This window comes from Bradyrhizobium sp. 21 (assembly GCF_023073335.1).
In the GTDB taxonomy this organism is placed as follows: domain Bacteria; phylum Pseudomonadota; class Alphaproteobacteria; order Rhizobiales; family Xanthobacteraceae; genus Bradyrhizobium.
The window spans coordinates 79281-94871 of sequence record NZ_JADPJG010000035.1 but is presented as its reverse complement, the minus strand read 5'-3'; the positions used below and the strand labels follow the sequence as shown (position 1 = coordinate 94871).

Here is a 15591-nt window from a genome sequence, read left to right as displayed (position 1 = left end):
GAAATCGAGCAGCGCCCAGGGCGCGTGCTCACGGCTCGAGCCGCAGCCGAAATTGTCGCCGGCGACCAGCACCTTCGCGGTGCGATAGGCGGGCTGGTTGAGGACGAAATCAGGATTCTCGCTGCCGTCGTCCTTATAGCGCTGCTCGGAGAAGAGCCCCTTGCCAAGGCCGGTGCGCTTGATGGTCTTGAGGTACTGCTTCGGAATGATCATGTCGGTATCGACATTGATGATCTTCAGCGGCGCCGCGACGCCTTCCAGCGTGGTGAACTTGTCCATGGTTGCGCTTTCCCGGGATGGTCTAGGGAACCGGTATTTATCGCGATCGGGGCGGAAATCCTAGGCCGAATTCGGCAGGTCTAGTCTGCTTGCGCCTCGATCGTCGCCATATCGTCGTCCGAGAGGCCGAAATGGTGGCCAATCTCGTGGATCAGGACGTGGCGGACGATATGGCCGAAGCTTTCGTCGTGCTCGGCCCAATAGTCCAGGATCGGCCGGCGGTAGAGCCAGACCATGTTGGGCAGCCGCGCCACATCGCCAAGGCTCTGCTGCGGCAGGCCGATGCCCTGGAACAGGCCGAGCAGGTCGAACTCGCTCTCGCATTCCATCTCGTCGAGCACCTCCTCGGTCGGGAAGTCGTCGACGCGGAGGATCACGCCCTCGCACAGGGAGCGAAACTCCGCCGGCAGGCGATCGAACACCTCATGGGCCATCGCTTCCATCTCGGCGAGCGTTGGCGCTTTCAATTCCGTCCACATGGGACCCTCTTAGCGCGGGTTTCCCGGCGATGCATCCGGCTTTATAAGCGCGGCGAGGTTGACGGGCGCCGCCAAAACGGGGAGCGTAGACCTCGAATAGGACGTTTCAGGTGGGCGGAAAAATGCGAGCGAAAACAACGCTGACGCTACTGTGCATGGGGTTGTTTTCGCAGTTTTGCGTTGGTGGCCAAGCCCAGGCTCAGGCCCAGACTGCTGGCACCGAAGTCCATATGGCCCAGGCGGACGTGCCCGACGCCCCGCCGCCGCGCAAGCGGCCCCCGGCGCGGCTGCGCGTCACCCCCTATTACAGCCCCGACGGCGTCTATCCGCGTTACAATCCCGGTCCCGATGCGGTCCGCGAGTGCAACGCCACCTATGTGCAGGAATATCGCCCCAGCGGCACGGTGATCGTGCCGCATATGAGCTGCTACTGGCGCCGGGGCTGACGCCCTTCAATGCCCGCGCAGCGCGCCGATCAGGCCGGCGCCGACGACGAGTGCGGACGCGCCATAGACCAGGATCGCCATCACGAACTGAGTGAGTGGGCTCGCCGCGCCAGCCTCGACGCCTGGCCCCTGCGCGGCAAGTGCTGAACTCGCGCCGAGAGCCAAGCTCGCCGCGATCGCAAGGCGAGATATCCGCAGCACGATGTTAGCCATGACCATCTCCCGCATTCGCTCGACCAGAAGATACGCGTGTCGCTGACGGCTGGTTTTGGTGACGCACGAAATTGCGCCGATGCTGAGGAACTTGCCCGCGCGCCCTGCATTCAGATCCGCGGCGCGTTCATCCATAACAGATTGAGGTCCACGGTTCCAGGTTCGACTCTTGTCGAGCCTGCGCCGCGACGTTTGATCCGTGCGCGCGACCTGTCACCGAGGTGCGCTGGCATCGCTGGCACCGCCGTCGACATTGGGGCTGGCATTGTCCTCACCGCCATTGGTGAGGCGAAAGCCGCAAGGCACGAACGGGCTCGCATCGCGGTCCTGTTTTGACTTGCAGACAGCCACGCGACGCCCGCATGCTGAGGGCGTGGAGGTCGCCATGACGAGATGGATTGCATTGGCTGTTGCTGTCGAGCTTGCCACAGGCCTGTCTCATGCTTCCGCGGCGCAGAGGCTGACCAGGCTGCCGGATGCCTCGGCGGGGCGCGCGGTGTTCGACGCGCGACGACATGTGCGATACGGCGACATCGCGCGGTACGCTCCGCGCCCTGATCCGCATTATTACGCGCGGCCGGTCTACTACCGTCCCTATCCTTACGGCGTGCCCGCGCCCTTCGTGTTCGGCTACGGGCCGTGGTGGTGACGCGCGCGACGTCGTTCATTCATGGCGCGTTCACGTCGCTGTCTCTAATTTAATTTCGGGAGCGACTGCAAATGACAGCGACGGCGCGACGCTGCGCCGCAATGACGCTGTCCACATTCAGGGAGAAATTCCATGCTGAGGATATTGGGTCCCGGGAAAAGCAAGCTGCGCTTGCTCGGGCTTGCGGCTGCTGCGACGCTGATGTTGGTGGCCGGGACCGCGCGTCGTGCTGACGCGATGACGCCGATTAATCCGACGGCGTTGCCCGCGGCGAAGGCCGCAAGCGACGACATGATCCAGGTTCGTCACGGCGGCGGCGGTGGTGGACACGGCGGTGGCGGACATGGCGGCGGCGGCTTCCACGGTGGCGGAGGACATTTCGGTGGTTTCCACGGTGGTGGCTTCCGCGCCGCGCCCGCCTTTCACGGCGGTGGCTATCGCTACGGTGGAATTCATCATTACGGCGGCTATCACCGCTATGGCGGCTATCGCCCCTATTATTACGGCCACCGCCATTTCCACCGGCGCTACTATGGCGGCTATTATCCCTATTACAGCCATCCGCGCCGCTGCCGGGTGATCTGGACCTATTACGGCCCGCGCCGCGTCTGCCGCTGGCATCGCTGGCACCATCCGTATCGGTATTGGTAAGCACGATCGGAATGAAAAGGGCGCCTCGACGGCGCCCTTTTTCATCCGGTGGCTAAAGCCAATCCTTCAGCTTCCACGACGCTGACTTCCAGCTCGTGAGGTTCTCCAGCTTCCATTGCTTGAACATCGCCGGCGGCCAGCGGCTGAGCCTTGAGGTCTCCTCGACCTCGGGCCTGGCGACGATGCGCACCGGCGCGGCGCGCCGCCGGTGCTGGGGCGTCGCCGCGCTGATCAGATCGACATATTCAGGCTTGTTGGCCATGGCGCACATCCTCGCGAAATGCTCGCGAGGACGCAGTGTCGGCGCTGCCGATTAACGGCGGTTTGCCGCGATCGCTCAAATTGCAGGGAGTAGCTCAGCGCCACTCCCTGACGTCGACGAAATGCCCCGCGATCGCAGCCGCTGCGGCCATCGCCGGCGACACCAGATGGGTGCGGCCCTTGAAACCCTGGCGGCCCTCGAAATTGCGGTTCGAGGTCGAGGCGCAGCGCTCTTCCGGCGCCAGCTTGTCCGGGTTCATGGCGAGGCACATCGAGCAACCGGGCTCGCGCCATTCGAAGCCGGCTGTGATGAAGATCTTGTCGAGACCTTCGGCTTCGGCCTGCTCCTTCACCATGCCGGAGCCCGGCACGACCATGGCGTTCACGTTCGCCGAAACCTGCTTGCCTTCCGCGATCTTGGCGGCGGCGCGCAGATCCTCGATGCGGCCGTTGGTGCAGGAGCCGATGAAGATGCGGTCGAGCTTGATGTCGGTGATCTTCGTCCCCGCCGTCAGCCCCATATACTTCAACGCGCGATGTTTTGAGAGACGCTTGGCCTCGTCCGCGATCTTGTCGGGATCGGGCACGAAGCCGGTCACCGAGATGACGTCTTCAGGGCTCGTGCCCCAGGTCACGATCGGCGGCAGCTTTGCCGCATCCAGCCGCAGCTCGTGGTCGAAATGCGCGCCCTCGTCGGAGCGCAGCTTCTCCCAGTAACGCATGGCGGCATCCCAGTCCGCGCCCTTCGGTGCCTTCGGGCGGTCGCGCAGGAAATCGTAGGCCTTCTGGTCGGGCGCAACCAGGCCGGCGCGGGCGCCGCCTTCGATCGACATGTTGCAGACCGTCATGCGGCCTTCCATGCTGAGCGCGCGGATCGCGTCACCGGCGTATTCCAGCACATAGCCGGTGCCGCCGGCGGTGCCGATCTCGCCGATGATGGCCAGGATGATGTCCTTGCCCGTCACGCCATCCGGCAATTTGCCGTCGACGGTGACGCGCATGTTCTTGGCCTTCTTCTGGATCAGGGTCTGCGTCGCCAGCACGTGCTCGACTTCCGACGTGCCGATGCCGTGCGCGAGCGCACCGAACGCGCCATGCGTCGAGGTGTGGCTGTCACCGCAGACGATGGTGGTGCCGGGCAGCGTAAAGCCCTGCTCGGGACCGATGACGTGGACGATGCCCTGGCGCTTGTCGAACTCGTCGTAATATTCGATGCCGAATTCCCTGGCGTTGTCGGCCAGCGCCTTGATCTGTTCGATGCTCTCCGGGTCCGGGTTCGGCTTGGTGCGGTCGGTGGTCGGCACGTTGTGATCGACGACGGCGAGCGTCTTTTCCGGCGCGTGCACCTTGCGCCCAGTCGTGCGCAGGCCTTCGAACGCCTGCGGTGAGGTCACTTCGTGCACCAGGTGACGATCGATATAGAGCAGGCAGGTGCCGTCGTCGGCTTCGTGCACCAGATGGTCGTTCCAGATCTTGTCGTACAGCGTGGTCGGCTTGGACATGAGCGTCAGCTCCAGGAATGTGGGTAGCGATGTGCGCGATGAGGCGCGGGCAACAAATCGTCAGCGCAGCTTTTAGGCTGCGCGCGTAAGCTCTGACGTTGCCGAGGTCGCGAAGCGTCCGAAGAACCGGCCAGGCAGCCGCGAGCGATCGTCGATGACGACGCAGTTGGGCGAGAGGCTGGTCGGATCTGGAAACATTCCAGGAATATATAGCAGGCCGAATTGGAATCGCGAGGGCTTTGACGCGCCCGGCAGACGCAACAAAAAAGCGCGGGGTTTTGCCCCGCGCTCTCGGTATCTCGCCTGTCAGTGAAAGCCTACTCGTTGACGGCGGTGGGGCGGTCCTGCTTCTTCTCGACGATGCGGGCCGACTTGCCGCGGAGGTTGCGCAGGTAATAGAGCTTGGCGCGACGCACCTTGCCGCGGCGCACCACCTTGATCGAGTCGATCATCGGCGACATCACCGGGAACACGCGCTCCACGCCTTCGCCGTAGGAGATCTTGCGGACCGTGAAGCTCTCGTTGAGGCCACCGCCGGAACGGCCGATGCAGACGCCTTCATAGGCCTGCACGCGGGTGCGGTCGCCTTCGACGACCTTCACGTTGACGATCACGGTGTCGCCGGGACCGAATTCCGGGACGTCCTTGCCGGCGGAAAGCTTCTCGAACTGCTCTTTTTCAAGCTGCTGAATCAGGTTCATGGGTAATCTCCATCGGCGCGCCCAGCCTTTTCAACGGGGGCTGCGCAAAATTCGTCTATCCAGCTATTGCGGATTTGGCCGCTGCTATAAGGCAAGCCGGAGCGTTTGTCACCCGTCCGTCTTGTTTTTTGGTGTTTTTTGGCCCCCGGCCCGATTTGGGGCTTTGGCCGGGACTTGCGCCCACAAATCGGGCCGCCGGGCCGCCGTCAGGGCCTCGGATTGCGCCCGCCGCCAGGCCGCGACCTTGGCATGGTCGCCGGAGGTCAGGATCTCGGGGATCGGAACCCCCTCGAACAGCTGCGGGCGGGTGTATTGGGGGTATTCGAGCAGGCCGTCGGAGAAGCTTTCCTCGGTTCCGGAGGCCTCCTTGCCCATCACGCCCGGCAGCAGCCGGACGCAGGCGTCGATCAGGGCCAGGGCCGCGATTTCGCCCCCGGACAGGACGTAATCGCCGATCGAGACCTCCTCCAGGCCGCGCCCGTCGATCACCCGCTGGTCCACCCCCTCGAACCGCCCGCAGACGATCAGGGCACCCGGACCCTTGGCCAACTCCAGGACGCGGGCCTGGGTCAACGGCCGTCCCCTGGGGCTCATCAGCAGTTTCGGCCGGTCCGGGCCGATCTCGGCGGCATCGATGGCCGCCGCCAGGACGTCGGCCCGCAGCACCATGCCCGGCCCGCCGCCGGCCGGGGTGTCATCGACGCTGCGATGGCGATCGGTGGCTGAGGCCCGGATGTCCCGCGCCTCCAGCTCCCAGAGCCCGGACGCCAGCGCCCGGCCGGCGAGGCTCACGCCCAGCGGCCCCGGAAACATGTCCGGAAACAGCGTCAGCACCGTCGCGCGCCAGGGGGAGGGGTTGGTCATGGCCGCTGGTTAGGGCATTGCGGCCTTGGGGTCGAGAGCTCGCTGGCCTCAGTTCTTGCGGCCGTATTCGACGAGCTCGATAACGTTGTTGGTCAGGAGATGGCCGTTGCCGCGCGCCACGACGGTACGCTTGACCCAATGATCGATTGCCGGCGCGTACCAGGTCAGTCCCGTGATCTCCATCTTGCGGGTCGGGTCGTTGGTCGGACGGCGCGACATCGCTGTCTCGATCTTGAACGTGTCGAACGTACCCGCCTTGGTCGTGATGGTTTCCTGGCCGACGACCTTCGAGCGGCCGGTGCGCTTCCAGATGTTGGCATTGCCGGCGTTGACGTCATCGCCTGCGAAATTCCAGCTCTCGCCGACCTTCAAGGGCGGATGGATGCCCGAGCCGTCATGCGGCTGGTACTTCCAGGGCGCATTTTCCTTCAGATTCCAGGAGCGATCGTAAACGTTGAGGCCCTGGGTATCCTTGCCCTCGATCGTGAAGCGGACGCTGATATCGCGGGGCGTGACTTCGGTGACGACGTTCTTGCGGACCGCGCTGATCTTGCCGCTGATTTCATCTTGCACCTCGTAGGTCCAGAAGTCGCCGGGCAACGGCTCGGCCATCGCAATGACCGGCTTCACTGCCGCGGGCGCTGACGCCGAGGGCGGTGCATCGCTCGCCGCCCAAGCCAGGGTGTTGCCGACGAGCAGACAGGCCGGTATTGCAGCCGCGTAACGAGACATCAGCATTCCCCACTCGTGTCTTTGCACTCTGCCGGTCAGCGGCGGCCGTACTCGACGAGCTCGATCGCGTTGCTGTTGCGCACCCGGCCTTCCGATTTGCTGACGGAGACGCGCTTCACCCAATGATTGACCCCCGGCGCGTACCAGGTCTGCTGCGCCTCGATATATTTCTTCGTCGTGTCATTGGCGTTTCGCGATTCCAGCGATGACTCGATCTTGTAGACCTCGAACGTCCCGGCCCGCGTTGTGATGGTCTCCTTACCCGTTACCTTCGACGTCCCCGAGACTTTCAGGCTGACTCCGTTGGAGCTGTTGAACGCGGTCGATTTCACCGGCCAGCTCTTGCCGACCGCGAGTGGGGCACGGACTCCCATGCCGTCATTTGGCGTCGATCGCCAGGTGCCGTTGTTGATCATGTCCCACGACCGGTCATAGGTCTGGTAGCCGTAGCCGGGCTTGCCGAGGATCTCGAGCCGGATGCCGATCTCCGTGGCCGATACGTCCGTGACGGTGTGCGTGATCGTCGATTTGAGGTCGCCGGTGATCTCGTCGCGGACCTCGTAGGTCCAGTGATCGCCGACCTGCGGCTCCTCCATCGCCTCCTGAGCGGCGGGCTGTTCGGTCGCGGCCGGCGGCGGGCTCGGTGGCGTCTGAGCATTGACGAGGCCCGCAGACGCGAACAGCCCGATCGTTGCCAGAAGACAGCGGCACAACATTTGAAGCTCCGGGGTTCGGGAGACGCGTGGGAGGGCGATGCAACCCAAGCGTGAACGAGCCAGATGCGCGATGCAAGTGAAGATTTCGCGAGATTTGTTAGCGAGCCGTTACCGTGCCGTCATGATGACGATATCTCGTCATCGCCTTCGATCTCCTGCGGCAGCGCGATCACGACGCGCCCGCCGGCAAGATCTACCTCGGGCACCACCGCGTTCGTGAACGGCAGCAGCAGCGTCGGGCCTTTGGGCGGAGCGATCTCGATGATGTTGCCGGCGCCGAAATTATGGATCGCGTGCACGCGGCCGAGCGCATCGCCCTCCGTGGTGACGGCGGCAAGCCCGATCAGATCGGTGTGGTAGTATTCGTCGGCGTCGGTCGCGGGCAGCTTTTCGCGCGCGACGTAAAGCTCGATGCCGTTGAGGCGTTCGGCCTCATCGCGGGTCGTGACGCCCTTGAACGTCGCGACCAGATGATCCTTGGCCTCGCGCGCCGTTGCGACCTCGAACTGGCGCTTGCCGTCCTTGGATGAGAGGAGACCGTAGCGCTTGATGGCAAAGGGATCTTCGGTGAAGGTCCACAATTTGACCGCACCGCGCACACCATGCGCGGCGCCGATCCGCGCGACGCAGACCAGCGCCGACATGATCTAACCTTAACCCTTCGCGGCGGCTTCGGCCTGCGCCTTGCGCTCCTTGCGCGGCACGGCCTTCTCGGGGTTGTTGCGCGTTTCGCGCTTCTTGACGCCGGCGGCATCGAGGAAGCGCGACACGCGGTCGGACGGCTGCGCGCCCTTGGCGAGCCAGGCCTTCACCTTGTCCATGTCGAGCTTGAGCCGGGTCTCGTTGTCCTTCGGCAGCAGCGGATTGAAATAGCCGAGACGCTCGATGAAGCGGCCATCGCGGGGAAAGCGCGAATCGGCGACGACGACGTGATAGACGGGGCGCTTCTTGGTGCCTGCGCGGGCGAGGCGGATAACGACGGACATCTAAGTTCTCCTTTAGAGTACAGCTTGTTCGGTTGACTGGTATTCCGCGTTGCGCGGGATGCTTGCGATCCCGTGCGACGAATTCCTCATTTCTTCTTGCCTGGAAATCCGCCGAGGCCCGGCAGCATCGGCTTGCTGCTCAGCCCGGTCAGTCCGGGGACGTTCGGCAGGCCGGTGCGCAGACCAGCCGGCAGATCCTTCGGCAGGCTGGGCAGACCCTGTCCGCCGCCACCCTGCATCTTCTCCTGCAGCGCTTTCATCTCTTCCGGCGAGGGCGGCTTCATGCCGCCGCCAAAGCCCATCGCCTGCGCAATGCCGGCGAGCGGGCCGCGCTTGCCCGAGCCCATGGCCTTCATCATGTCGGCCATGTTCCGGTGCATCTTCAAGAGCTTGTTGACCTGCTCGACGCTTTGGCCGGAACCTGCGGCGATGCGCTTCTTGCGGCTGGCCTTGAGCAGATCGGGATGACGGCGCTCGTCGCGCGTCATCGAATCGATCACCGCGACCTGGCGCTTCAGAATCTTGTCGTCGATGCCGGCGGCCGCGATCTGGTTCTTCATCTTGGCGATGCCGGGCATCATGCCCATCAGCCCGCTGATGCCGCCCATGTTCGCCATCTGCGACAGCTGCTCGCGCATGTCGTTGAGGTCGAACTGACCCTTGCGCATCCGCTCGGCGGTGCGCGCGGCCTTTTCAGCGTCGATGTTGGCGGCAGCGCGTTCGACCAGCGAGACCACGTCGCCCATGCCGAGGATGCGGCCGGCGATACGATCAGGATGGAAATCCTCCAGCGCATCGGTCTTTTCACCGGTGCCGAGCAGCTTGATCGGCTTGCCCGTGACGGCGCGCATCGACAGCGCGGCGCCGCCGCGGCCATCGCCGTCCACGCGTGTCAGCACGATGCCGGTCAGGCCGACGCGCTCGTCGAAGGCACGGGCGAGGTTGACGGCGTCCTGGCCGGTGAGGCTGTCGGCCACCAGCAGCACTTCATGTGGATTGGCGGCGGCTTTGATCGCTGCCGCTTCCGCCATCATCTCTTCGTCGAGCGTGGTGCGGCCGGCGGTGTCGAGCAGTACGACGTCGTAGCCGCCGAGCTTGCCGGCCTCCAGCGCGCGCTTCGCGATCTGAGCCGGCTGCTGGCCGGCGACGATCGGCAGCGTCGGAATGTCGAGATCGCGGCCCAGTATGGCCAGCTGCTCCATCGCCGCGGGACGGTAGATGTCGAGCGAGGCCATCAGCACCTTGCGCTTGTCGCGCTGGACCATGCGACGGGCGAGCTTCGCGGTGGTGGTGGTCTTGCCGGAGCCTTGCAGGCCGACCATCATGATCGGCACCGGCGGCACGGAATTGATGTCGATGGTCTGGCTTTCGGCGCCGAGCGTGTTGATCAGCTCGTCATGGACGATCTTGACCACCATCTGGCCCGGAGTCACCGACTTGACGACGGTGGCGCCGATCGCCTGCTCGCGGACCCGCTCGGTGAAGCTGCGCACCACTTCGAGCGCGACGTCGGCTTCCAGCAGCGCGCGGCGCACCTCGCGCATCGCGGCATCGACGTCCTTTTCGGTCAGCGCACCGCGCCCCGTCAGACGATCGAGAATGCCGCCAAGCCGTTCCGACAGATTGTCGAACAATGCCGTTGTCCTTTTTCACCTCTCCCCGCAAGCGCGGGTCGAGGGAGCAGAAAATCCAAACAATTTTACGCCCGAGGGCGCATCGCGCTGTCGGGCGTTGGCCTCTGGCCTCGAGGACCAGTCGGCGGGTCGAAAAGAAAGCCTTTTCGAGGGAGTGGCGGGGTTAAACGCCGCTGGCGCCCTAAAGTCAAGGAAAGTTAGGGGCGCGGAGCGCCTTTGCGAGGGCAAGGTCCTGAAAACAGGGACTTTTTGGCCGTGGGTTCCTTTTTCTCCGGCCCGGCCCATATGAGGGTGATGTCCCGCCGCTCCGACCATCCCTGAAGCCCGCCCCGTGCCGATCACCCGCCGCCGCCTTTTCGGACTGCTCGCCGGGGCCAGCGCGTTGGTCGGCGTGCCCTCCCTTTGGATTTCCCGCATGAAAACCTATGACGGTCCCGCCTCCGACCATTTTGACGGCCTGACCTTCTTCGATCCGGACGGCGCTCCGCCGAGATCCCTCCGCGAGGTGCTGCGCTGGCAGTTCGGCGGCAAGCGGCAGCGTGCGATCTGGCCCGATTGGGCGCCGAGCCCCCACGCCGACACCCCGCCGGAGCGCGTCGACGGCGACAAGGTCCGGCTCTCCTTCGTCGGCCATGCCAGCTGGCTGATCCAGACCGGCGGGCTCAACATCCTCGTCGATCCCGTCTGGTCCTCGCGGGTCTCGCCCGTCAGCTTCGCCGGACCGAAGCGGCACAACGATCCCGGCGTTGCCTTTGACGAGCTGCCGAAGATCGACGTCGTGCTGGTCTCGCACGGCCATTACGATCATCTCGATGTCGCGACGCTGTCGCGGCTCGCCAAGAATTTTGCCCCGCGCGTGGTGACGCCGCTTGGCAATGACGTGACGATGCGCGGCGCCGATTCCACGATCAAGGTGGAAGCGTTCGACTGGCACGACCGCGTCGAGCTCGGCGGCGGCATCGCCGTGACCCTGGTGCCGACCCGACACTGGACCGCACGCGGCATGTTCGATCGCAACAAGGCGCTGTGGGCGAGTTTCGTGCTGGAGACACCGGCCGGGAAAATCTACGTCGTCTGCGATTCCGGCTATGGCGATGGCACGCATTTTCGCCGCGTCGCCGAGAGGTACGGGCCGCTGCGGCTGGCGATCCTCCCGATCGGCGCCTACGAGCCGCGCTGGTTCATGCGCGACCAGCACATGAATCCGGACGATGCGGTGAAGGCCCTGGCGGATTGCGGCGCGCAACAAGCGCTCGGGCATCATCACGGGACGTTCCAGCTGACGGATGAGGCGATCGACGCACCGGCCACGGCGCTAACCGAAGCGCTCGATGCCGCGAAGATTCCGCAAGAGCGGTTCGTGGCGATGAAGCCCGGGCAGGTGGTGGAGATTTAGCCTCCGCCTCCACGGTCGTCCCGGCGAAGGCCGGGACCCATACCGCGTGATCTGTCGTGTGCGGATGATCGCAGTACCGAACTACAAATCTTCGCCAAACCACACTGTGGTTATGGGTCCCGGCCTTCGCCGGGACGACAGCGTTGGGTGTGGCGAGTAGCGCGCCTCTTGCGACGGCCGCTACTGCCCCTGCTTGATCGCCCAGCTCACATTCACCGTCACCGACAGCGTTTCCTCGCCCGGCGCGACCGCGGCTTGCGGCGCGGCCATTGGTGCGGCGGCCATGCGGCCCTTGAACAGCGGCATCGGGGCGCTGCCTTCGGAGACGCTGAGCGGCGCACCCAGCGTCACACCGGTGGCCTTGGCATAGATCTCCGCTTTGCGGCGGGCATCGGCCACGGCCTGCTCACGGGCATCGTCGAGCAGTTTTGAGGCCTGCGTCACTTCAAAAGAGATGTTGCCGATGTCGTTGGCACCGGCGCCGACCAGCGTGTCGATGATGGCGGCCACCTTGATGACGTCGCGGATCTTCACGGTGACGCGGTTGGAGGCGCGGAAGCCGATCACGGGCGAGGCGCCGGTGGATTTGTTCTGGCCGTATTGCGGCTGCAGCGACAGCCGCGAGGTTTGATAATCCTTCTCGGCGATGCCGGCACTCTTCAGCGCCAGCAGCACCTTGCCCATTGCCGCATTGTTGGCGTCGGAAGCATCCTTCGCCGACTTGGCGTCGTTGGCTACGCCGGCGTCGATCTGCGCGAGGTCCGGTGCTGCTGAGACGGTTGCCTCGCCGCTGACCGAAATGGCGGACGGAAAATCATCGGCGAGCGCGGGCGTCGTCAGCAGCGCGGCAGCGAAAACGGCGGCGAGGGACGTAAAAACGGCGGCGAGCTTCTTCATCGGTCTCACTTCAACGGCACGAAAACATTGATCACGAGCTTGTCCTCGGCCGTCTTCAGCGGATCGGTCAGGTACTCCTCGACGAAAGTGTCCTTGGCTTCCAGCTTCTTGTCGTCGAGATGATTGGTGATCGCCTCGTAGGTGTTGTCCATGTTGTCGTAGGAGCCGCGATGGACGAATTTCAGCGCCTTGCCCTCGGGCGATTTGCCGATGCTCATATCCTTGGGCAGTTTCTGCGGGTCCTGGTCGACCGGGATCTCGGCGAGGAAGGTGAAGCCGGTGTCGTCGGTCGAGGTGTAGACAATCATCGAATTGCCGGCGTGCTTGATGCCCTGCTTGTCCAGCAGCGTGTTCAGCGCCTTGAAGGCGTCGATCAGCGTGTCGAAGGCCGAGTCCCAATTGGCGGTGCCCTTGACCATCACGACCTTCCTGGGCTCGAGCGTGGTCTCCTGGCCGAAGGGATCGGCGGTCTGCACGGGAGCCGGCGTCGCGGCCGCAGCGGGTGGCGGTGCGGCCGGGCTCGGTGAGGCGCTGGCCGCGGGAGAGGGCGTTGCCACCGGTGCGGGCGACGCGCTCGCGGCCGGGGAGGGCGCAGCCGACGGCGCCGGCGAGGGGCTTGCCGATGCGGCCGGCGCCGGGCTCGGGGTTTGCGCCGGAGCGCCCGACACGCCAAGCGACAGGGCCGCTGCCGGGATCAGCGCGACCAGAGCGAGACGACAAAACCGGTTCATTCCATTCTCCCCAAAACCTTACGTACCCAAAACCTTACGTACCAAGGCCTTACCCCACCAAGGCCCTACGCCCTGCCGCGCGTTCCGGCTTGCGCGAACTGCGCCGTTCTAACACGCGAGCGCCGAATTCGTCCCATGACAGATGCGTCATGGCAGACGTCCTGGCCATCGGCGGCAAATCACTGGCCAAGCCGGCAAGGATCGCCATATAAGGCAGGCGAAATTCGGGAATTTTCATGAGCGCGCTGGCCAACCACGCATTTGCCAAGATGAACGGCATCGGCAACGAGATCGTCGTTGTCGACATGCGCGATTCCGCAGCGCGGGTCACGCCGGACGACGCCCGCGCGGTGGCGTCCGCGAAGGGCGGCGTGCCCTACGACCAGCTCATGGTGCTCGAGAGGCCGCGGTTCGACGGCACCGAGGCTTTCATCAGCATCTACAACAATGACGGCTCCGAGGCGGGCGCCTGCGGCAACGGCATGCGCTGCGTGGTGCGACGCCTCTTTGAAAAGACCGGGCAGACCAGCGCGACGTTCGAGACTGCGGCGGGCTTGCTCAATGCCTGGCAGGGCCCGAAGCCCGATCTCTACACAGTGGACATGGGCGCGCCAAAATTCGGCTGGCAGGACATCCCGCTCGACCAGGAATTCCGCGACACCCGCTACATCGAATTGCAGATCGGACCGATCGACAATCCGATCCTGCATTCGCCCTCGGTGGTCAGCATGGGCAATCCGCACGCGATCTTCTGGGTCGAGGACGTCAACGCCTACGATCTCGCGCGCTTCGGTCCGCTGCTGGAAAATCACCCGATCTTCCCGGAGCGCGCCAACATCACGCTGGCCCAGATCGTCGATCGCGACCACATCACGATCCGCACCTGGGAGCGCGGCGCCGGCCTGACCAGGGCCTGCGGCTCCGCCGCCTGCGCGACCGCAGTTGCTGCTGCGCGCCTGAAGCGCGCCGAGCGCAATGTCGAGATCACGCTGCCCGGCGGCAAGCTCGGCATCGAATGGCGCGAGCGCGACGACCACGTGCTGATGACGGGCCCGGCGACCTTCGAATATGAAGGCAATTTCGATCCGGCGCTGTTCGCGCCGGTCGGCTGATGGCCGTCGAAGTCGTCACCTTCGGCTGCCGCCTCAATGCCTTCGAGGCCGAAGTGATCCGCCGCGAGGCCGAAGGCGCGGGCCTGTGCGACACCATCGTCATCAACAGCTGCGCGGTCACCAACGAGGCGGTGGCGCAGGCGCGGCAGTCGATCCGCAAATTGAAGCGCGAACGGCCCAGTGCGCGGATCGTCGTCACCGGCTGCGCGGCGCAGACGCAGAGCGGGATGTTCGCCGGGATGGCCGAGGTCGACCGCGTCGTCGGCAATGACGACAAGATGCGCAGCAGCGCCTGGCGCGAGGCGCGTGCAGCTTTCGAGCTCGGTGCGAGCGAAAAAATCGCCGTCAGCGACATCATGGCGGTGAAGCAGATGGCGCCGCATCTCATCGACGGCTTTGCGAGCGGCCTGCCGCGCGTGTTCGTGCAGGTGCAGAACGGCTGCGATCATCGCTGCACCTTCTGCATCATCCCTTACGGCCGCGGCAATTCACGCTCGGTACCAATGGGCGCGGTGGTCGATCAGGTGCGGACGCTGGTCGAACGCGGCCACGCCGAGATCGTGCTGACCGGCGTCGACCTCACCAGCTACGGCGCCGATCTGCCGGGCGCGCCAAAGCTCGGCCTGCTGACGAAGCAGATCTTGCGGCATGTGCCGGCACTGAAACGGCTGCGCATCTCCTCGATCGATTCGATCGAGGCGGATAGTGACCTGCTCGATGCCATCGCCGACGATGCTCGCCTGATGCCGCATCTGCATCTGTCGCTGCAATCCGGCGACGACATGATCCTGAAGCGCATGAAGCGGCGGCATTCGCGGAATGACGCGATCGCCTTCTGCGACCAGGTCCGCCGCCTGCGCCCGGACATCGCCTTTGGTGCCGACATCATCGCGGGCTTTCCGACCGAGACCGACGATATGTTCTCGCGTTCGCTGGATCTCGTCGAGGAATGCGGCCTGACGTTCCTCCATGTCTTCCCCTATTCGCCCCGTCCCGGCACGCCGGCCGCGCGAATGCCGCAGGTCGCGGGCGGTGCGATCAAGGAACGTGCGAAGCGTCTACGTGCGGCGGGCGAAGCGGCATTGCGCCGCCGGCTGCAAGCCGAGATCGGTGCTACGCGCGATGTGCTGATCGAGAGCGAGGGGCAGGGTCGCACGGAGCACTATCTGCCGGTGGCGATTGCAGGCGGGCGTGTTGGGAGCGTGGTGCCGCTGATGATTGTCGGCAGTGATGGCGAGCGGCTGACGGTTTAGCCGCTTACTCCGCCGTCGTCCTGGCGAACGCCAGGACCCATACCGCGTGATCTATCGATTGCGCGCGGTACTTGTCCCAGCAAAGAGTA

The 15591-nt window shown here is 64.9% G+C and carries 20 protein-coding genes; 6 read left to right on the top strand and 14 right to left on the bottom strand.

The window, feature by feature from the left end:
- Positions 1–279, bottom strand: a 279-nt coding sequence (gene leuD, locus IVB31_RS29075; RefSeq protein WP_247330983.1) for a 3-isopropylmalate dehydratase small subunit, incomplete at its 3' end; no start/stop codon positions are given.
- Between the two features lie 80 nt (positions 280–359).
- Positions 360–758: a metallopeptidase family protein gene (locus IVB31_RS29070; RefSeq protein WP_247330981.1), complete on the bottom strand. Its 399-nt coding sequence runs from the start codon at positions 756–758 to the stop codon at positions 360–362.
- A 155-nt stretch (positions 759–913) separates the two neighbouring features.
- Here IVB31_RS29070 and IVB31_RS29065 point away from each other — a divergent pair, with 155 nt between their 5' ends.
- Complete coding sequence (locus IVB31_RS29065; RefSeq protein WP_247332285.1) at positions 914–1204, top strand: hypothetical protein; 291 nt, start codon at positions 914–916, stop codon at positions 1202–1204.
- 6 nt (positions 1205–1210) lie between these two features.
- On the opposite strand, the gene IVB31_RS29060 is transcribed toward IVB31_RS29065, so the two are convergent.
- The gene (locus IVB31_RS29060; RefSeq protein ID WP_247330979.1) at positions 1211–1552 is read right to left on the bottom strand and encodes a hypothetical protein; all 342 of its coding nucleotides are present in this window, start codon (positions 1550–1552) and stop codon (positions 1211–1213) included.
- Positions 1553–1802: 250 nt separating this feature from the next.
- Between IVB31_RS29060 and IVB31_RS29055 the strand changes: the two genes are divergently transcribed.
- The gene (locus IVB31_RS29055) at positions 1803–2066 is read left to right on the top strand and encodes a hypothetical protein (RefSeq protein ID WP_247330977.1); all 264 of its coding nucleotides are present in this window, start codon (positions 1803–1805) and stop codon (positions 2064–2066) included.
- 132 nt (positions 2067–2198) lie between these two features.
- Positions 2199–2717, top strand: a complete 519-nt coding sequence (locus IVB31_RS29050) for a hypothetical protein (RefSeq protein WP_247330975.1) — start codon at positions 2199–2201, stop codon at positions 2715–2717.
- A gap of 52 nt (positions 2718–2769) precedes the next feature.
- On the opposite strand, the gene IVB31_RS29045 is transcribed toward IVB31_RS29050, so the two are convergent.
- From IVB31_RS29045 to ffh, 9 genes are all read right to left on the bottom strand, one after another.
- Entirely contained in the window at positions 2770–2979 is a 210-nt protein-coding gene (locus IVB31_RS29045) for a hypothetical protein (RefSeq protein ID WP_247330973.1), read from the bottom strand.
- Between the two features lie 94 nt (positions 2980–3073).
- Positions 3074–4480, bottom strand: a complete 1407-nt coding sequence (gene leuC, locus IVB31_RS29040; protein WP_247330971.1) for a 3-isopropylmalate dehydratase large subunit — start codon at positions 4478–4480, stop codon at positions 3074–3076.
- A 317-nt stretch (positions 4481–4797) separates the two neighbouring features.
- On the bottom strand, positions 4798–5181 hold the full coding sequence (gene rplS / locus IVB31_RS29035; protein WP_247330968.1) for a 50S ribosomal protein L19: 384 nt from the start codon (positions 5179–5181) through the stop codon (positions 4798–4800).
- A 108-nt stretch (positions 5182–5289) separates the two neighbouring features.
- On the bottom strand, positions 5290–6045 hold the full coding sequence (trmD, locus tag IVB31_RS29030; protein WP_247330965.1) for a tRNA (guanosine(37)-N1)-methyltransferase TrmD: 756 nt from the start codon (positions 6043–6045) through the stop codon (positions 5290–5292).
- Between the two features lie 48 nt (positions 6046–6093).
- The gene (locus IVB31_RS29025) at positions 6094–6783 is read right to left on the bottom strand and encodes a DUF3108 domain-containing protein (RefSeq protein ID WP_247330963.1); all 690 of its coding nucleotides are present in this window, start codon (positions 6781–6783) and stop codon (positions 6094–6096) included.
- A gap of 29 nt (positions 6784–6812) precedes the next feature.
- Complete coding sequence (locus IVB31_RS29020; RefSeq protein WP_247330961.1) at positions 6813–7493, bottom strand: hypothetical protein; 681 nt, start codon at positions 7491–7493, stop codon at positions 6813–6815.
- A 119-nt stretch (positions 7494–7612) separates the two neighbouring features.
- On the bottom strand, positions 7613–8140 hold the full coding sequence (rimM, locus tag IVB31_RS29015) for a ribosome maturation factor RimM (protein WP_247332283.1): 528 nt from the start codon (positions 8138–8140) through the stop codon (positions 7613–7615).
- A gap of 6 nt (positions 8141–8146) precedes the next feature.
- Complete coding sequence (rpsP, locus tag IVB31_RS29010; protein ID WP_247330959.1) at positions 8147–8479, bottom strand: 30S ribosomal protein S16; 333 nt, start codon at positions 8477–8479, stop codon at positions 8147–8149.
- 86 nt (positions 8480–8565) lie between these two features.
- Positions 8566–10113: a signal recognition particle protein gene (gene ffh / locus IVB31_RS29005; RefSeq protein ID WP_247330956.1), complete on the bottom strand. Its 1548-nt coding sequence runs from the start codon at positions 10111–10113 to the stop codon at positions 8566–8568.
- A 331-nt stretch (positions 10114–10444) separates the two neighbouring features.
- Between ffh and IVB31_RS29000 the strand changes: the two genes are divergently transcribed.
- Positions 10445–11509, top strand: coding sequence for an MBL fold metallo-hydrolase (locus IVB31_RS29000; RefSeq protein WP_247330954.1), 1065 nt, complete (start codon positions 10445–10447; stop codon positions 11507–11509).
- A 180-nt stretch (positions 11510–11689) separates the two neighbouring features.
- Here the strand turns inward: IVB31_RS29000 and IVB31_RS28995 are convergent, their stop codons facing one another.
- Both IVB31_RS28995 and IVB31_RS28990 read right to left on the bottom strand, forming a co-directional pair.
- Positions 11690–12406: an SIMPL domain-containing protein gene (locus IVB31_RS28995; RefSeq protein ID WP_247330952.1), complete on the bottom strand. Its 717-nt coding sequence runs from the start codon at positions 12404–12406 to the stop codon at positions 11690–11692.
- Between the two features lie 5 nt (positions 12407–12411).
- Positions 12412–13137, bottom strand: a complete 726-nt coding sequence (locus IVB31_RS28990) for a GyrI-like domain-containing protein (RefSeq protein ID WP_247330949.1) — start codon at positions 13135–13137, stop codon at positions 12412–12414.
- Positions 13138–13373: 236 nt separating this feature from the next.
- Between IVB31_RS28990 and dapF the strand changes: the two genes are divergently transcribed.
- Together dapF and mtaB are read left to right on the top strand one after the other, a co-directional pair.
- Positions 13374–14249, top strand: a complete 876-nt coding sequence (gene dapF / locus IVB31_RS28985) for a diaminopimelate epimerase (protein WP_247330947.1) — start codon at positions 13374–13376, stop codon at positions 14247–14249.
- Positions 14249–15502 (top strand): tRNA (N(6)-L-threonylcarbamoyladenosine(37)-C(2))-methylthiotransferase MtaB, encoded by a 1254-nt coding sequence (gene mtaB / locus IVB31_RS28980; protein WP_247330945.1) that lies wholly within the window; start codon positions 14249–14251, stop codon positions 15500–15502. The genes dapF and mtaB overlap by 1 nt, the downstream gene beginning before the upstream one ends.
- Positions 15503–15591 lie beyond the last annotated feature (89 nt).